General features: G+C 69.4%; 15 protein-coding genes. 9 read left to right on the top strand and 6 right to left on the bottom strand.

Annotation, left to right across the window (positions count from 1 at the left end; translation table 11 throughout):
* The first annotated feature begins 157 nt into the window (after nucleotides 1–157).
* Nucleotides 158–736 (top strand): type 1 glutamine amidotransferase domain-containing protein, encoded by a 579-nt coding sequence (locus MKK50_RS05980; protein WP_499021086.1) that lies wholly within the window; start codon nucleotides 158–160, stop codon nucleotides 734–736.
* 75 nt (nucleotides 737–811) lie between these two features.
* Here MKK50_RS05980 and MKK50_RS05975 read toward each other — a convergent pair whose 3' ends face one another.
* Together MKK50_RS05975 and MKK50_RS05970 are read right to left on the bottom strand one after the other, a co-directional pair.
* Nucleotides 812–1,111: a hypothetical protein gene (locus MKK50_RS05975; protein ID WP_499021085.1), complete on the bottom strand. Its 300-nt coding sequence runs from the start codon at nucleotides 1,109–1,111 to the stop codon at nucleotides 812–814.
* Between the two features lie 141 nt (nucleotides 1,112–1,252).
* Nucleotides 1,253–2,278 carry a TerC family protein gene (locus MKK50_RS05970; RefSeq protein WP_499021083.1) on the bottom strand — a complete coding sequence of 342 codons (1,026 nt, stop codon included), beginning with the start codon at nucleotides 2,276–2,278 and terminating at the stop codon, nucleotides 1,253–1,255.
* 315 nt (nucleotides 2,279–2,593) lie between these two features.
* Here MKK50_RS05970 and MKK50_RS05965 point away from each other — a divergent pair, with 315 nt between their 5' ends.
* Nucleotides 2,594–3,820, top strand: a complete 1,227-nt coding sequence (locus MKK50_RS05965; protein WP_499021082.1) for a TIGR03862 family flavoprotein — start codon at nucleotides 2,594–2,596, stop codon at nucleotides 3,818–3,820.
* Between the two features lies 1 nt (nucleotide 3,821).
* Here the strand turns inward: MKK50_RS05965 and MKK50_RS05960 are convergent, their stop codons facing one another.
* Complete coding sequence (locus MKK50_RS05960; RefSeq protein WP_499021081.1) at nucleotides 3,822–4,715, bottom strand: collagen-like protein; 894 nt, start codon at nucleotides 4,713–4,715, stop codon at nucleotides 3,822–3,824.
* Between the two features lie 340 nt (nucleotides 4,716–5,055).
* On the opposite strand from MKK50_RS05960, the gene MKK50_RS05955 reads away from it, so the two are divergent.
* The 7 genes from MKK50_RS05955 (at nucleotide 5,056) to MKK50_RS05925 (ending at nucleotide 12,537) form a co-directional block, all read left to right on the top strand.
* Nucleotides 5,056–5,496, top strand: coding sequence for a hypothetical protein (locus MKK50_RS05955; RefSeq protein WP_499021079.1), 441 nt, complete (start codon nucleotides 5,056–5,058; stop codon nucleotides 5,494–5,496).
* 157 nt (nucleotides 5,497–5,653) lie between these two features.
* The gene (locus MKK50_RS05950) at nucleotides 5,654–7,186 is read left to right on the top strand and encodes a malonate--CoA ligase (RefSeq protein WP_499021078.1); all 1,533 of its coding nucleotides are present in this window, start codon (nucleotides 5,654–5,656) and stop codon (nucleotides 7,184–7,186) included.
* Nucleotides 7,187–7,393: 207 nt separating this feature from the next.
* Nucleotides 7,394–8,860, top strand: a complete 1,467-nt coding sequence (locus MKK50_RS05945) for an HWE histidine kinase domain-containing protein (RefSeq protein ID WP_499021076.1) — start codon at nucleotides 7,394–7,396, stop codon at nucleotides 8,858–8,860.
* 132 nt (nucleotides 8,861–8,992) lie between these two features.
* Nucleotides 8,993–10,150, top strand: a complete 1,158-nt coding sequence (locus MKK50_RS05940) for a YihY/virulence factor BrkB family protein (RefSeq protein WP_499021075.1) — start codon at nucleotides 8,993–8,995, stop codon at nucleotides 10,148–10,150.
* 103 nt (nucleotides 10,151–10,253) lie between these two features.
* Nucleotides 10,254–10,670, top strand: coding sequence for a peptide-methionine (R)-S-oxide reductase MsrB (msrB, locus tag MKK50_RS05935; RefSeq protein ID WP_253367216.1), 417 nt, complete (start codon nucleotides 10,254–10,256; stop codon nucleotides 10,668–10,670).
* Nucleotides 10,671–10,942: 272 nt separating this feature from the next.
* Nucleotides 10,943–11,998 (top strand): hypothetical protein, encoded by a 1,056-nt coding sequence (locus tag MKK50_RS05930; RefSeq protein WP_499021074.1) that lies wholly within the window; start codon nucleotides 10,943–10,945, stop codon nucleotides 11,996–11,998.
* Nucleotides 11,999–12,246: 248 nt separating this feature from the next.
* Nucleotides 12,247–12,537 carry a hypothetical protein gene (locus tag MKK50_RS05925; protein ID WP_253367220.1) on the top strand — a complete coding sequence of 97 codons (291 nt, stop codon included), beginning with the start codon at nucleotides 12,247–12,249 and terminating at the stop codon, nucleotides 12,535–12,537.
* Here the strand turns inward: MKK50_RS05925 and MKK50_RS05920 are convergent.
* The 3 genes from MKK50_RS05920 to MKK50_RS05910 form a co-directional block, all read right to left on the bottom strand.
* Nucleotides 12,498–13,478 carry a DMT family transporter gene (locus MKK50_RS05920; protein ID WP_499021073.1) on the bottom strand — a complete coding sequence of 327 codons (981 nt, stop codon included), beginning with the start codon at nucleotides 13,476–13,478 and terminating at the stop codon, nucleotides 12,498–12,500. The two genes, MKK50_RS05925 and MKK50_RS05920, sit on opposite strands and share 40 nt — an antisense overlap.
* A 50-nt stretch (nucleotides 13,479–13,528) precedes the next feature.
* On the bottom strand, nucleotides 13,529–13,861 hold the full coding sequence (locus MKK50_RS05915; protein WP_499021071.1) for a hypothetical protein: 333 nt from the start codon (nucleotides 13,859–13,861) through the stop codon (nucleotides 13,529–13,531).
* Between the two features lie 123 nt (nucleotides 13,862–13,984).
* Nucleotides 13,985–15,061, bottom strand: a complete 1,077-nt coding sequence (locus tag MKK50_RS05910; RefSeq protein WP_499021070.1) for a catalase family protein — start codon at nucleotides 15,059–15,061, stop codon at nucleotides 13,985–13,987.
* Nucleotides 15,062–15,081 lie beyond the last annotated feature (20 nt).

The raw sequence follows: 15,081 nt of genomic DNA, 5'->3' as shown, positions 1-15,081 counted from the left end.
TGGCTTCGGGGATGGCGGTCCAACACATGCCCTTCGAGTCCGGTTCCGGTTCTCGTCGTCTCGCGATCCGCCGGGATGCGGCGCGGTGACGGATCTCGGAACCTCGCCGGGAGCGGTCGGTTGGCCCGGCAATCCCCGACATCGACGGAGCGAATGCATGCCCGATATCCGTGAGGCCAAGATCCTCATCGTCGCCACGGACGGCTTCGAGGAAAGCGAGCTGACGGTGCCGCAGGCCAAGCTGAAGGAAGCCGGCGCTACGGTGACCGTGGCGAGCCCGCAATCCCGCCAGTCCCGGCAGACCATCCGCGGCTGGGACAAGACCGATTGGGGCCAGGACGTGCCCGTCGATCTCGACCTCGAAAGCGTGAACCCCGCCGATTACGATGCGCTGGTTCTGCCGGGTGGGCAGATCAACCCGGACAAGCTGCGCCTCGAGCCGAAGGCACTCGAGGTGGTCCGGCACTTCGTTACCTCCGGCAAGGTCGTGGCCGCGATCTGTCACGGCCCCTGGTTGCTGATCGAAGCCGGCGCGGTGAAGGGGCGCACCCTGACCTCGTTCGCCTCGATCAAGACCGACGTGATCAATGCGGGCGGCGACTGGCAGGACAAGGAGGTGGTGACCGACGGCGGTATCATCACCAGCCGCAACCCCGGCGACCTCGATGCCTTCTGCGCCAAGATCGTCGAGGAGGTGAAGGAAGGCCGCCACGAGCCGCGTCAGCTCGCCGCCTGAACCTCGTCTTCCCGGCACGACAAAGCCGCCGATCCTCGGATCGGCGGCTGATCTATGCCTGATGACGGGCCGCCGTCAGCGCTTGGCGACGGCCTTCTGAAGCTTCGGCCGCTCCGAGGCGGCACCGGCCATCAGCTTAGCGAGGTGATCCTTGTCGACGTTGCCGAGGCTCGCCGGCATCACGGCCACCTCCGGTGCCGGTCGCTCGGCCTTCCGCCCGGAGATGGAGCCGGTGGTGACGGGATCGGCGAGCGCCGCCACCGGCAGAGCCGGTGATGCGGGCTCGCGCTGGACGCGCATCGCCCAATGGGCGGCGGTGGAAAGGGCGGCGATGGCCAGGATCGCCTTGATGCCGCCGGTCAGGAAACGCCGCATGGTCACGCCCGAAAACGCTGGGAACGCAGCCGGTTCCCCGGCCTGTCCCCAGCATCGCGCAAGATCGTGAACGAACCCTCCAAGCCCGTTCCGACGAGGCGTGCCGGATCGGGAATGCGCGCTTCGCGGATCGCGCCTGCGTCAGGTTCGGTGCGCGACCTCCCCGCGGGCCTTCTCGGCCTCCGGCTGCGCCGCGCCGCGGGTGCGCCACAGGCTGTAGACGACGCCGAGGGTGAGCAGGACCAGGGTGACGACGAGCGAGACCCACGGCGGCAGGTGGACGAGTTCCAGCGTGTCGGCGACCACGATCTTGGTGCCGATGAACAGCAGGATGAGGGCAAGCGCCGTCTTCAGGTAGGCGAACCGGTCCACCATCGCGGCGAGCGCGAAGTAGAGCGCGCGCAGTCCCAGGATCGCGAAGATGTTCGAGGTGTAGACGATGAACGGGTCGGTGGTGATGGCGAAGATCGCCGGCACGCTGTCGACGGCGAAGATCACGTCCGCGATGTTGACGAGCACCAGCGCCACGGCGAGCGGTGTCAGCCACCGCACGGTCTTGCCCGTCTTCGGATCGGGCTTGCGCACGATGAAGTGCTGGCCCTCCGGCTTGTCGGTGACCCGCACCCACTTCTTGAGCAGGCGCATGGAGGCGCTGTTCTGGATGTCCTGCTCGCCCTCTTCCTTCGAGACGAGCATCTTGATGCCGACATAGATCAGGAAGGCGGCGAAGACCGAGAGCACCCAGTGCGCTTGGCTCACCAGGGCCGAGCCGAGCCCGATCATCAGGCCGCGCAGCAGCACCGCCGCGAGGATGCCCCAGACCAGAACCCGGTGCTGCGCCGCCCGCGGCACGCCGAGCGAGGTGAGAATCACCGCGATCACGAAGACGTTGTCCATCGACAGCGACTTCTCGATCACGAGGCCGGTCACGTATTCCTGGGCCGGGTCGAACCCGAGCATCCACCAGATCCAGCCGCCGAAGGCGAGGCCGAGGGTGAAGTAGAAGGCGGTGAGGAGCAGGCTCTCCTTCACGCCGATCTCGTGGTCCTTGTCGCGGTGGAGCAGGCCGAGATCGAAGGCGAGCAGGCTGGCCACCAGGGCGTGGAAGCCGAGCCACATCCAGACGGGCTTGCCGAGCCACTCGTGGGTGAAAAATTCCATCATCATCGCGCGGGACCGGATGCTTCACTTTTGGGAGAGCATCGGCTCCGACATCGCGGAAGCGTCTTCCGTCTCCCTCCCGAACGAGCCGCCGATCCGGCGGACGAATGATCTCACCGGAGTTCCGGGAGCATCGCGAGGGGGACGGTGCGCGTTCCGCCAGAGGGGCCCGCAGCCGATGTCGGGCAGTTAGACGCGCGATCGCGTCGAATCAAGGGCAGCGCGATTTTCATCCCTGATCCTCACCCATTAAGCGCATGCCCCGCTTTTCAGCCCGGCCTCGCTTGACAGGGGCGGTGTCTCCGGGGCCTGCCGCGGACCATGGACGCGGATCGAGAGCATGGAATCGCCATCGTCGGCGGCGGGCCGGCGGGGCTCATGGCGGCGGAGGTGCTGGCCGGGGCAGGGCAACTCGTCACCGTCTACGAGCGCATGCCGTCCGTCGGCCGCAAGCTGCTCATCGCCGGGCGCGGCGGGCTCAACCTGACCCATTCCGAACCGCTGCCGGACTTCCTGACGCGTTACGCCCCCGTCGATCCGCGCTTGCCGGCGGCGGTTGAGGCCTATCCGCCGGATGCGCTGCGGGCATGGTGCGAGGCGCTGGGGCAAACCACCTTCGTCGGGTCGAGCGGCCGGGTGTTTCCGGAAAGCTTCAAGGCCTCGCCGCTGCTGCGCGCTTGGCTCACTCGCCTCGATGCCCTGGGCGTCACGATCCGCACCCGGCACCGCTTCGTCGGCCTGGAACAGGGGGCGCTGACCTTCGAGACCCCGGAGGGCCGGCTCCGCGTCCGGTCGCGGGCGACGCTGCTCGCGCTCGGCGGGGCGAGCTGGCCGCGGCTCGGATCGGACGGGGCCTGGGTGCCGCTGCTGGAAGGGCACGGCGTCGCGGTCGCACCCCTCAGGCCCGCCAATGTCGGCTTCCGCGTCGCGTGGTCGGCGCATTTCTCGGGGCGCTTCGCGGGTGAGCCGCTCAAGCGCCTCGCCGCGCGCATCGGCGACGCGAGCGCCCGCGGTGAGGCGGTCGCGACATCCGATGGCATCGAGGGCGGGGTGATCTACGCGCTCTCACGGCCGATCCGCGAGGCGGCGGAGCGCGACGGCGTCGCCGAACTCACCCTCGATCTGCGCCCGGATCTCGATGCGGGCGCGCTTCAAGCGCGTCTCGGACGAAGCCGCCCCGGCGAGAGTCTCTCAACCCGCCTGCGCAAGGCCGCCGCGCTGAGCCCTGCTGCCATCGGCTTACTGCGCGAGGCGCATGCCAACGCCCTGCCGACGGAGGCCGAGGCGCTGACGGCGGCGATCAAGGCCGCTCCCCTGCGGCTCCTCGGGCCGGCTCCGATCGCGCGGGCGATCTCGACGGCGGGCGGCGTCGCCTTCTCGGAGCTCGACGCAGGCTTTATGCTGCGGGCGCGGCCCGGCACGTTCCTGGCCGGCGAGATGCTCGATTGGGAGGCGCCGACCGGCGGCTATTTGCTCCAGGCGGCCTTCGCCAGCGGCCGGGCCGCGGCGAAGGGGATGCTTGGCTGGCTTGAAGCGCGAGAGGCTTAGCTTACGGCCGGGCGCAGATCCCGACCATGCCGCTGCTGCCGGCCGCGCAGGACGCCTTCGTGTCCCCGTCCAGGGTCGCTGCGCCGCCGGTCTGGCAGGTGGCCGAGGCCAGCACCTCGCCCGCGTCGCAGGAGAGCGTGCAGCCCGTATCGGTACAAGCGCGCGCCCGCACGACACGGAACGGCGCCGACACCGTCGCGGCGGTCTCGCCTTTCGGTCCCGGCTCGCCCTTGGGGCCGCGCTCGCCCTTCGAGCCCGCTTCACCCTTCTGCCCCGGCTCACCTTTGAGGCCCTGATCCCCTTTCGGCCCCGGCGCGCCCGGCGGCCCGGCCAGACCCGCTTCGCCCTTCGGCCCAGTCTCGCCCTTGAGGCCCTGCTCGCCCTTGAGGCCCTGCTCACCCTTCGGCCCCGGTTCGCCCTTGGAGCCCGCGGCACCCGGTGGTCCCTGGAGGCCGGCGGTGCCCTGTTCGCCGGCCTTGCCGGCCGGCCCCTCCGGCGCGCAATTGGCGACGACCGCTTCGCGCTCGTTCTCGCCGGCCTTGATCATCGCGACGCAGGTCGCGGGCCGGTAGGGCAACCGAAACTCGAAGCGCCCGCGCCGGTCCGACAGGACGGAGATGTCGTCGTCGAGGATCACGGTAACGCCGCTCTTGCCCACGCTGCCACTCATGCGCAGGTCGCCGCCCTCGATGCGCGCGTCCCAGATCTGGATCGGCTGGACCGGCGGGTTCGGTACCTTGGCGCGGGTGCGGGCCGCCCGCGGCTGCGCCTCGCCCTGCGCCGCTGCAGGTCCGGCGAGGACGAGGCCCAGCGCGATCAGCATCGGCGAGAGGGTCGGCCAAACGGCTCGCGAAGTCGCCGGCTTTCGTGCCCCTAGGTCGCGCGTCGTCGGCATGCTCGCTCCTCCGATCTTGTCCCGCACATCTTCCGGCGCGGTGGGGGCAAGGTTTCGGTTGCCGGCCGGCCAGGGTCAACCCCGCGGTGTCGTCCACACCCGTCCACACATCTCATCCACAGGCCAAGCGACTGCGTCTGAAGGCTGTTTTCAGATTGTGTCCACAGAGGCGGGCCACCCGGAAGTAAAGCTGATGCGCGCCGTGCGGAGACTCCCCGGGAAAACCGGAAGCCATTGGCGGGTCGATCCCTTAAGAAGGTCGGCAGAGTGCCCGGTTCGCCGTAAGCCCGCACGGGCGCGGCCGGCCGGGGCTCGCGACCTTCGAGACCGAACCACCGCCATGCTTCGCCCACTTCTCGCTGTTCTGTTCCTTCTGTCCACCGCCGCGCAGGCGGACGAGTGCGACGCGCTCGCTGCCCGGATCGCTGGGGCGACGGGGGCGAAGAAGGCCGGTCGCCGGGTCGGTCCCAGCATCGACGTCCGGGCCGCGAGCGGGGTCCGGCTCGATCTCACCTGCCGCGCCCAGCCCATCGTGCAGGCTTCCTCGGGCGATCCCTCGCCCTCCGCCGAATACTTTCGCGAGCTGACGATCGCGGCCGAACTCGTAGTCGGCGAACCGGCCTCGACCGTGCAGCCGATCCTGGCGCGGGCCTATCAGACGGCTTTGCGCGAGGGGCGCAAGTCCTTCATTCAGCAGAACGGCTGGTCGGCGAGCTGCTACACCGACAGCGCCGGAGCGCTGCGCACCCTCTGCTCGGTCGGGCGCATCCCGACGGAATAGGGCTCGCAGCCGACGCGACGTCGAGACCGCCCGGCCGTCTTCCCGATCGTTCCCGCTTGAACGAAGCGCGCACCCGCGCCAATGCGGAGAACAAGGATCCGCCGCAAGGATCCCTCGCAAAAAATCGATCACAGGGCACTTGGTGAGGAAGCGTGCGATGGCCGAACCGATCGTCAATCACCTGTTCGGCCTCGTGCGCACCCATTGCCCGGCCGATCCGGGTGCCAAGGTCTTCATCGAGACCTCGGACGGCGCGCGCTATACCTATGCCGATCTCTTGGCCCGCTCCGGCGCCTATGCCAGCGCGCTCCAGGCCCTCGGCGTGAAGCCCGGCGACCGGGTCGCGGTGCAGGTCGAGAAGAGCGCCGAGGTGATCTTCCTCTATCTCGGCGCTGTGCGGGCCGGCGCTGTCTTCCTGCCGCTCAACACCGCCTACACGGGACCGGAGATCGCCTATTTCCTCGGCGATGCCGAGCCGGCCCTGTTCGTCTGCGATCCCGCCCGCGAGGCCGACCTGTCGGCGGTCGCGAGCCAGGCCGGCGTGCCGCAGATTCGAACCCTCGACGCCGCCGGGCAGGGCAGCATGGCGCAGGCCGCCGCCGCGGCGGGCCCCGACTTCGCGGACGTGCCCCGCGGGGCCGACGATCTGGCCGCGATCCTCTACACCTCGGGCACGACCGGGCGCTCCAAGGGCGCCATGCTGAGCCATGACAACCTCGCCTCCAACGCGCTCACGCTGGCGCAGTATTGGCACTTCACCGAGCGCGACGTTCTGATTCACGCCCTGCCGGTGTTCCATACCCACGGGCTGTTCGTGGCCACCAACATCGTCCTGGCCACGGGCGGCACGATGCTGTTTCTACCGCGCCTCGACGCGAAGAAGATCCTCGAACTGATGCCGCGGGCCACCGCGATGATGGGGGTGCCGACCTTCTACACGCGGCTGCTCAAGGAGCCCGGCCTCACCCGCGAGGCGGCGGCGCATATGCGCCTGTTCGTCTCGGGCTCCGCGCCGCTGCTGGCCGAGACCCACCGGGAATGGGCGCAGCGCACCGGCCACGCCATTCTCGAGCGCTACGGCATGACCGAGACCAACATGAACACCTCGAACCCCTACGAGGGCGCGCGGCGGGCCGGCACGGTCGGCTTCCCGCTGCCGGGGGTGACCCTGCGCGTGGTCGATCCCGAGACCGGCGCGCCGCTCGGGCCCGAGGAGGTCGGGATGATCGAGGTGAAGGGCCCCAACGTGTTCCAGGGCTACTGGCGTATGCCGGAGAAGACCGCAGCCGAGCTGAAGGTGGACGGCTTCTTCATCACCGGCGATCTCGGCAAGATCGACCGCGACGGCTACGTCCACATCGTCGGCCGCGGCAAGGACCTCATCATCACCGGCGGCTACAACGTCTATCCGAAGGAGATCGAGGCCGAGATCGACGCGCTGCCCGGCGTCGTCGAATCCGCGGTGATCGGCCTGGCCCATCCCGATTTCGGCGAGGGCGTCACGGCGGTGGTGGTGCCGGGCGAGGACGCGCCCGACGAGGCTGCGATCCTTGCCGCGCTGGAGGGGCGGCTGGCCAAGTACAAGTGGCCCAAGCGCGTGTTGTTCGCAGCCGAGCTGCCGCGCAATACCATGGGCAAGGTGCAGAAGAACCTTCTGCGCGAGACCCACGCCGACCTCTACCGCGCCTGACGCCGTCGCACGCTTGCGCCGTCGGATTCGCCTGCCAAGCCTGGTCGGGAGCGCGGCGCGCTGGCGCTCTCAAGCCTGTGATGCGATGCTGGCGGTGACCGGTGTTATGAGCCTGCTTATGCTCCGGGCCACCTTCGTCCCCGTGGCGCGGGCGCGATGGCAGCCCACGTTGTTTCCAGTCTTGAACCCTCGGAGTTTCGTCCGAACGTGACTAAGAGTGCCGAGCACGACCGGATTGAAGCCGAACTGATCCGCGTTTCCGACAGCTCCGACCCGTTCGCCGCCGCCGTCAAGGCGACGCGGATGCCGATGCTCATCACCGATCCGTACGGGCCCGACAACCCGATCATCTTCGTCAACGACGCCTTCATCAAGCTCACCGGCTACCGCCGCGAGGAGATTCTCGGGCGCAACTGCCGCTTCCTGCAGGGGCCGGAGACGGATCCGCGCGACGTGAAGCGAATCCGCGACGCCGTCGAGCGGCGTGTGCCGGTCGAACTCGAATTGCTCAATCACAAGAAGAGCGGCGAGATCTTCTGGAATCGCCTCCTGATCTCGCCGGTCTTCGACGACGAGGGGCAACTCACCTACTTCTTCGCCTCGCAGTTCGACGTGACCCTGGAGCGCGACCGGCTGGTCCGCCTCCAGAGCGACCGCGATGCCCTGGAGCAGGAGGTGGAGCGCCGCAACGACGACCTCACCCGCAGCGAGCACCGCCTCGAATTCATGCTCGCCGCCGGCCGGCTCGGCGCCTGGTCCCTCGACCTCGCCGAGCGTCGGCTCGTCGCCTCGGATCTGTGCAAGCAGAATTTCGGGCGACCGCTCGGCGAGCCCTTCAGCTACGACGACCTCGTCGAGGCGGTGGTGCCCGAGGATCGCGAGCGGATGCAGGCTGCGATGCAGGCCGCCATCGACCGCCGGAGCGACTACGACGTCGAGCACCGTGTCTCGGCCCCCTGCGGCGAGGTCCGCTGGGTGCAGTTGCGCGGCCGAGCCTACTACCGGGCCGACGGGGCACCGCTCTCCATGGCCGGCATCTCGCTCGATGTGACCGACCGCAAGCGGGCCGACGAGCAGCGCACCCTGCTCGCCGCCGAGATGAAGCATCGGGTGAAGAACTCGATCGCCACGGTCCAGTCCATCGCCCACCAGACCCTGCGCAACGCCGCTTCGCTCGACGATGCCCGCCGGACGCTGGACGCGCGCCTCAACTCGCTCGCCACCGCCCACGACATCCTCACCTCGGAAGCCACCGCCGGGGTGACCCTCGCCGAGGCGGTGGAGAGTGCCCTTCAGCCGTTCCGGGTCACCCCGCGCAACCGCATTCGCTTCGGCGGGCCGGAGGTGCGCCTCACCTCTCGCCTGACGCTGGCCGTGGTGATGGCGCTGCACGAGTTGGCCACCAACGCGGTGAAGTATGGCGGCCTCTCGAACAATTCGGGCCGCATCATCCTCAATTGGGAGGTCGAGGAGGGGGGCTCCAAGCGCCTGCTGATGCGCTGGGAGGAATTCGACGGTCCGCCGGTCGAGAAGCCGTCGCGGGTCGGTTTCGGCACGCGCATGATCGAGCGGGTGCTGGCGGCCGAGTTCGGCGGCGAGGCCAGGATCGACTACCGCAGCCGCGGTCTCGTCCTCACGCTCGAGGCGCCGCTGCCGGAGCGCGAGGCCGTCTGAAGGTCTCGGGCGTCGGAGCCGTCTCCTGTCTCGACGTTTCCGGGGGATGCGCCGCAGTTCGAGGGAACGGCCAAGCCTGATCCGGGGTTGAACGGCGTCTCATCCAGGCGCTTGCGCCCGACCCTGCGAACCATGCCGTCCTCCCCCCAGACCCCGCCCCGCCCCCCCGCGGAAGGCACGGCCTCCGTGCTCTGGACCCTGATGATGGGCGCGGCGCTGATCGCGCTCGCCGCCGCACCGCTGCGCCGGCCCGACGCGGACGACGAGCCGCCGACTGAGGAGGCGAAGGAGCGCAATGGCGGCGCCCATTCCCACGAGGGGCGCTCGGCCCGCTGGGTGGCGGCGACGCAAGCCGATCGCGGGCGCGCCGCCGACCATCCCGGCGAGATCCCGTCGCCCGGCTGGTGGGACATCCTCACGCGGGTCTACCTGGAATTCAACAAGGACCGGGTGCTCTCGGTCGCGGCGGGCGTGACCTTCTACACCCTGCTCTCGCTGTTCCCGGCGATTGCCGCGCTCGTCACCTGCTACGGGCTGGTCGCCGACGTGAACACCATCAACGTCCACCTTGCCACCCTGCACGGCGTGCTGCCGGCGAGCGCCATCGACATCATTGGCGAACAGGTCAAGCGCATCGCCACCAAGGGGAGCGGTGCGCTGGGCTTCACCTTCTTCACCAGCCTGACGCTGTCGCTGTGGAGCGCCAACGCCGCGATGAAGGCGATGTTCGATGCGCTCAACGTCGTCTACGAGGAGGAGGAGAAGCGCAACTTCTTCTGGCTCAACGTCCGCTCGCTCACCTTCACCGCGGGCGCGTTGCTCTTCATCATCCTGGCGCTGATCTCGATCATCGTGCTGCCGGTGGTGTTCAACTTCCTCGGCCTCGGCGACGGGGCTCGCCTCATCGCCATGGCGCGCTGGCCGATGCTGCTCCTCGTCCTGCTCGGCGGGCTGGCCGTGCTCTATCGCTACGGCCCGAGCCGGGAGCGGGCGCGCTGGCGCTGGGTCGGCGCCGGCAGCGTCGTGGCAGGTCTGCTCTGGCTCATCGCGTCGATCCTGTTCTCCTGGTACGTCGCCAACTTCGGCAACTATAACGAGACCTACGGCTCGCTCGGCGCCGTGATCGGCTTCATGACCTGGATCTGGATCTCGGCGACGATCGTGCTGCTCGGTGGTGAGATCAACGCCGAGATCGAGCACCAGACCGCCCGCGATTCGACCACGAGCCCGCATAAGCCGCTGGGGCAGCGCGGCGCGCGCATGGCCGACACGGTGGGCGCCGCGGCCTGAGGCGAACAACGCATCATCCGTTCTTGCGCGCGAGGGTCGCACTCGTGACAAGCGGTGCCCGGCACCATCTTGCCAAACGAGAAAAGCACCGGAGGAACGCGACATGGCCGGATCCGACGTCATCGGCACAGATCCCGAGATCCGCACGGAAGAGGAATGGCGCGCGTCGCTGACGCCGGAGCAGTACCGCGTGCTGCGCGAGCACGGCACCGAACGGGCCGGCACCAGCGGCCTCAACGCCGAGAAACGCCCCGGCACGTTCGTCTGCGCCGGCTGCGGCGCGCCGCTGTTCGAGAGCGACACCAAGTACGAGTCGGGCAGCGGCTGGCCAAGCTTCTTCGCGCCGCTGGAGGATGCGGTGGAGACGAAGGTCGACCGTAGCCACTGGATGACCCGCACCGAGGTGCATTGCGCCCGCTGCAAGGGCCATCTCGGCCACGTCTTCGAGGACGGGCCGGCCCCGACGGGGCTGCGGTACTGCATGAACGGCGTTGCCCTCGGCTTCGAACCGGAGGGCTGAATGCATGGGAGAATTCATGGGATCCGCCCGATGAATTCCACGCCTTTTCGGGCTCAAGGCTTGCCGCGTGGTTGTTTCGGGCTCATCACTTCGCCATGAAGGTCCATGTGAAGAACAGGTTAACGCCCCGGTCTTCGCGGACCGCCCAAGACCAATCGCCCATGTCCAATACGGTGGGCGGCCGCCGATTCTGTTTCGGATCGGTGCCCCGAGGGCCGAGCGTCCCGGGGGCGGTCCCGGACCGGTGCGTGCTGACCCGCGGAGGGAAGTGAATGAGTGTCGTTCGCCGGTTTCTCGTGGCGCCCTCTCTGGTCCGTCTCCTGCGGAAGGAGCGGGGCGGGGCCCGCGTCACCGAAGGTTACTTCGCGCCGCAGGCCGGGCGGACGTCGTTCGTGCGGCTGCAGGGCACCAACTGCTTCCTCGTGCTGATGACCGGCGCCGAGGGGGCGATGGCCGAGGAACGCACCGAGGTGCCGCGCGCCCACGGCGACGCCCTCCTCGACGTCTGCCAGGGCCGGGCCGTCTACGAGCGCACCACGGTCTCGCTCGGTGGTTCGGTCGAGGCGCTGGTCGATCGCTACGTGCGTCCGTCGGGCCTCGACATCGTCAGCCTCGTCTTCTCCGACGCGTCCGCCGCCCAGGGCTTCACGCCGCCGGTCTGGTTCGGTGCCGAGGTGACGACCGACAAGGCCTATGACGGCCAGTCGATCGCGATCACCGGCGTTCCGAATCCGGGCGACATCCCCCTGAGCAACGCTGCCCTCGATGCGGTGCTCGACCTGATCGAGCCGCGCTTCGGCTCCAATCGTCCGCCCTTTACCCCGTCGAAGCCCGCGTCGCCCCCGCGCGACGTTCCGGCGCGTTCGCCCGAGCCGCCGAAACCCGCTCCGGTTCCTGAGGCGCTCCTCGCGGCGGCGGTGGCGGAGCCGGCCACGCCGCCCGAGACCAAGACGGAGGAGCAGCCTCAGGCCTCCGAAGAGCCCCTCCCGGCCGTTGCCGAGCCGACGCCCGAAGCCCCTAAGGCGGAGGAGCCTGCGCCCGCCGAGGCATCCGCGCCCGAGCCGGCGGCTTCCGAAGAGCCCGCTCCGACCGAGGCCGCCAAGCCCGAGGAGGCTCGGCCCGCGGCCGAGACCGCCGAGGCTCAGAAGCCTGCGGCCGAGTCCAGCGAGCGGTTGCCGCCGGATGCGCGCATCGACGACGTGATCGAAAGCCTTTCGAAGGCGCTCGGCGCCGCGATCCGCAACCCGCAGGAGCCGGGCCGCGACGAGGAAGTGACCGAGGCGTTCGAACGCTGGCAGGTTCGGCCCCGCCGCACGCAGCAGACCTGACCGGCTCCGTCGACGGACTTTCCAGAGCGCCGGCTCCCCCAGGGGCCGGCGTTCTTCGTTGCCAGGTCTCAAACGGCGGCCGCTCGTCTGCGAGGCGGAGGAGAACGCCCCCGTTCGTCACGGATCCTGGGGATAGCGGGGCGGTTTGCCGGAACCGGTAAGGGCAACGCTTCGTTGGCTGGCATCCGGTTGCAACCCGTCGGGGTGAAGCACCGGCAAGTGTTCATTCCCAACGAGGAATCGCCGCCATGAGACGTTTCGCCATTGCTGCCGCAGGGTTGATGCTTTGCCTGATGCCGATCGCCGGTGAGGCTCAGGCCCAGGGCATTCCGGGCGGCATGCGGCGCGGTGCGGCCGAGGGCGATCGCGTTGCCGGCCCGATCGGCGGTATCGTGGGCGGCGCCGTCGGCGGTGCGGTGGGCGGCGTCAACGGCGTGCTCGGCATCGATCCCGGCAGGCGCGCCTATCGCACCCGGATGCGCTCGAACCGCGCCTACCATCACCGCCGCCACCATCCGCGCCACCACCGCCACCGCTGAGTGAGCGCGGCCGTGTGCGGGGGAGTCTCTCTCCGCCGCGCACGCCTGCGCACCAGGGCATCCTCCGCGAGGAGGGCGAGCCCCGAGGCGACGATGATGCCGGCGCCGAGCATCGTCCAGGCGCTCGGCACGTCGCCGAACAGCAGGTAGCCGAGCAGCACCGACCACAGGATCTGCGTGTAGATGAAGGGCGCGAGCAGGCTCGCCGGCGCTCGCGCATGGGCCAGCACCAGCAGCCAGTGCCCGATTGTGCCGAACAGCCCGACCGCGATCAGCAGCGCCCAGACCGTGCCCGAGGCCGGCGCCGTCCAGATCCACGGCAGGAGCGGGCTCATAACCGCGAGCCCGCCGAGCCCGGTATAGAACACCGTCGTCGCCGTCGAATCATGGGCCGCGAGCTTGCGCGTCACGATCACGTAGACCGCGTAGCAGAGCATCGCGCCGAGGCTGAACAGGATCGCCGGTTTGGCCGCCAGCGCGTCCGGCCGCACGATGACGAGGACGCCGACGAAGCCCGTCGCCACCGCCGCGAGCCGCATCCGCGACGACCATTCGCCCAGCATGGGCCCTGCGAGCAGCGCGACGGTCAACGGCGCGGCGAACTGGATCGAGATCGTTTCGGCGAGTTGGAGCGAGCGTAGCGCCAGGAAGTTGCAGGCGGTCGAACCGAACAGCAGCAGCGAGCGCAGGATCTGGAGCGGCAGGCGCCGCGAGTGGGCCACGCCCGGCCGCGTCACCGGATTGATCAAGGCGGTCACCAGCGCAACGTTGACCGCGTAGCGCATGAAGGTGGTGAGCAGCGGATCGACGCCTGCGCCCGCCAGCACCTTGCCCGTGGCATCGAGGCTGGCGAAGAACACCGGTGCGACGCACATCAGGGCAATGCCGACGAGGCGACGCGGATCGCGGGCGGGCGTCGGTGCCGCCGCGGGCTGTCTCACGATCACGTCGGTTCCTTTGTCGCGCGGTGGCGGACGAGTCCGAGCGAGCCTCAAATCCAGCCGGGCCGCCGCGGGAAGACGCCCGCCACCAGCCATGCCAGGAGGTTGCCGAGCAACAGGGCGACCAGGACCGGAATGCTCTCCCCCGGCGCGATGGGATCGGTCAACTGCACCAGACGCACGGCCGCCAACGCCGTCACGAGGTTCTGCGTCGCGAACAGGAGCCAGCGCCGCCGCGTGACGGCGGCGGCCAATGCACCGGCCAGCAGCACGACGGTGAAGACTTCGCCGCCGGCCGGTTGGTAGAGGAACATCCCGCCGACGAGCAGAGCGTCCAGGAAAATCAGAGCCGGCAGCGCGAGAAGTGCTGGAATCCCTCGCACCCAGTCTCCTTTGCGCGCGCCCCGCGGAAACCGTATCACTCTGCCGGCGCTTGGCGGGATGCCGAGAAAGGCGTGTCCGGCCGCCTATCAAAGGAAGACGGGACGGAGGGCGCACCGCTGTCGTTACCCTCGCGCGCCCGGCTCGTGGATCGGGCAGCCGTTATGCGCGGCCCGGAAGCCGGCGGAGGCCGGGTAGGCGGCCCGGCGGGCACGCATGACCGCGCCGAGCGGCCGGTGTGCGGCCAGCGCGTGCCAGGGATTGAAGGCGAGCCCGTCGTCGATCCGGCGCACCTTCTCCTCGCTCCACGCGTCCTGCCGCGGCACGGTAAGACGCGCCACGGCGATGTAGGGGCTCGCTTCCTCCGGCCAGGGTTTCGAGGCGTCCTCGACCGGCATCGTCTCCTCGTCGGTGCGCAGTTGCGCGCGCAGCTCCCACACGCCTTCATTCTCGGCGAAGAACGCGGTCACCGCTTCGCGCAAGCCGTTGGGCCGGCCGTTGACGTTGAGGCTCGCGCCCGTCAGCTCCGTCAGTTCGGGCGAGACCGGTGCCACAGCGACCTTGGCGACGTAGGCGCCCCAGCGCAGGGGAACCTGGCTGTAGAACGTCTCGCCGAGGATGTGCGTCTCCGGATGGCCGCCCATCGCGATCAGGGTCGGGCTCTTGGTACCCAAGCCTTCGAGCACCGTTTCGACGCCGCGCAGGACAGCCGAGAACGCCTTCTTGAACACCTGCGGCGTGTCGGTGGTCGCAGCCAGGAGCTTCAGGCTCTTGAGGAAGGCCGCATCGTCCGGCGCCGTGAAGGCGGGGGCGTTGGCCATCACGAAATCCTGGCTCGTGCCTTCAGCCCCTTCCAGGCGCTCGCCCTCGACGCCGACGATCTTCAGCGCGAGGCCGCGCGGGGTCGAGACGCTGTCATCGAGGATGTCGCCGGGATTGGTGGAGAAGCGCAGCACAGCCTCGTAGGTGCCGGGCTTCTCGCACAGGCCCTGCGCCAGTTCGGGCGGCAGATCGTTCAGGATTTCGAGCCGACCGGTGAGCAGACCATGCGCCTTGGCGTGAACGCCCCGCACCGCCCGCCCGTAATCCTCGAACGTGGTCTCCTGGATCTTCGCGAAGGTCGCGAGCATCTGCGCGTGGATGTCGGCCTCGTCGGTGCGCGGCTGCTCGACGGAGGGATGATAGGGAATCGCAGGGCTCACGTCCGGCCTCGTGGTGGATC

Source organism: Methylobacterium sp. J-043 (assembly GCF_022829505.1).
Classification (GTDB): Bacteria; Pseudomonadota; Alphaproteobacteria; order Rhizobiales; family Beijerinckiaceae; genus Methylobacterium; species Methylobacterium extorquens_A.
The sequence above is the reverse complement of the archived record's forward strand: the minus strand, read 5'-3'. Positions and strand labels throughout refer to the sequence as shown.

Bases quoted from the DNA above. Each gene is read 5' to 3' on its own strand.
- MKK50_RS05980 (WP_499021086.1), top strand. From the start codon at position 158: ATGCCCGATATCCGTGAGGCCAAGATCCTCATCGTCGCCACGGACGGC.
- MKK50_RS05975 (WP_499021085.1), bottom strand. From the start codon at position 1,111: ATGCGGCGTTTCCTGACCGGCGGCATCAAGGCGATCCTGGCCATCGCC.
- MKK50_RS05970 (WP_499021083.1), bottom strand. From the start codon at position 2,278: ATGATGATGGAATTTTTCACCCACGAGTGGCTCGGCAAGCCCGTCTGG.
- MKK50_RS05965 (WP_499021082.1), top strand. From the start codon at position 2,594: ATGGACGCGGATCGAGAGCATGGAATCGCCATCGTCGGCGGCGGGCCG.
- MKK50_RS05960 (WP_499021081.1), bottom strand. From the start codon at position 4,715: ATGCCGACGACGCGCGACCTAGGGGCACGAAAGCCGGCGACTTCGCGA.
- MKK50_RS05955 (WP_499021079.1), top strand. From the start codon at position 5,056: ATGCTTCGCCCACTTCTCGCTGTTCTGTTCCTTCTGTCCACCGCCGCG.
- MKK50_RS05950 (WP_499021078.1), top strand. From the start codon at position 5,654: ATGGCCGAACCGATCGTCAATCACCTGTTCGGCCTCGTGCGCACCCAT.
- MKK50_RS05940 (WP_499021075.1), top strand. From the start codon at position 8,993: ATGCCGTCCTCCCCCCAGACCCCGCCCCGCCCCCCCGCGGAAGGCACG.
- msrB (WP_253367216.1), top strand. From the start codon at position 10,254: ATGGCCGGATCCGACGTCATCGGCACAGATCCCGAGATCCGCACGGAA.
- MKK50_RS05930 (WP_499021074.1), top strand. From the start codon at position 10,943: ATGAGTGTCGTTCGCCGGTTTCTCGTGGCGCCCTCTCTGGTCCGTCTC.
- MKK50_RS05925 (WP_253367220.1), top strand. From the start codon at position 12,247: ATGAGACGTTTCGCCATTGCTGCCGCAGGGTTGATGCTTTGCCTGATG.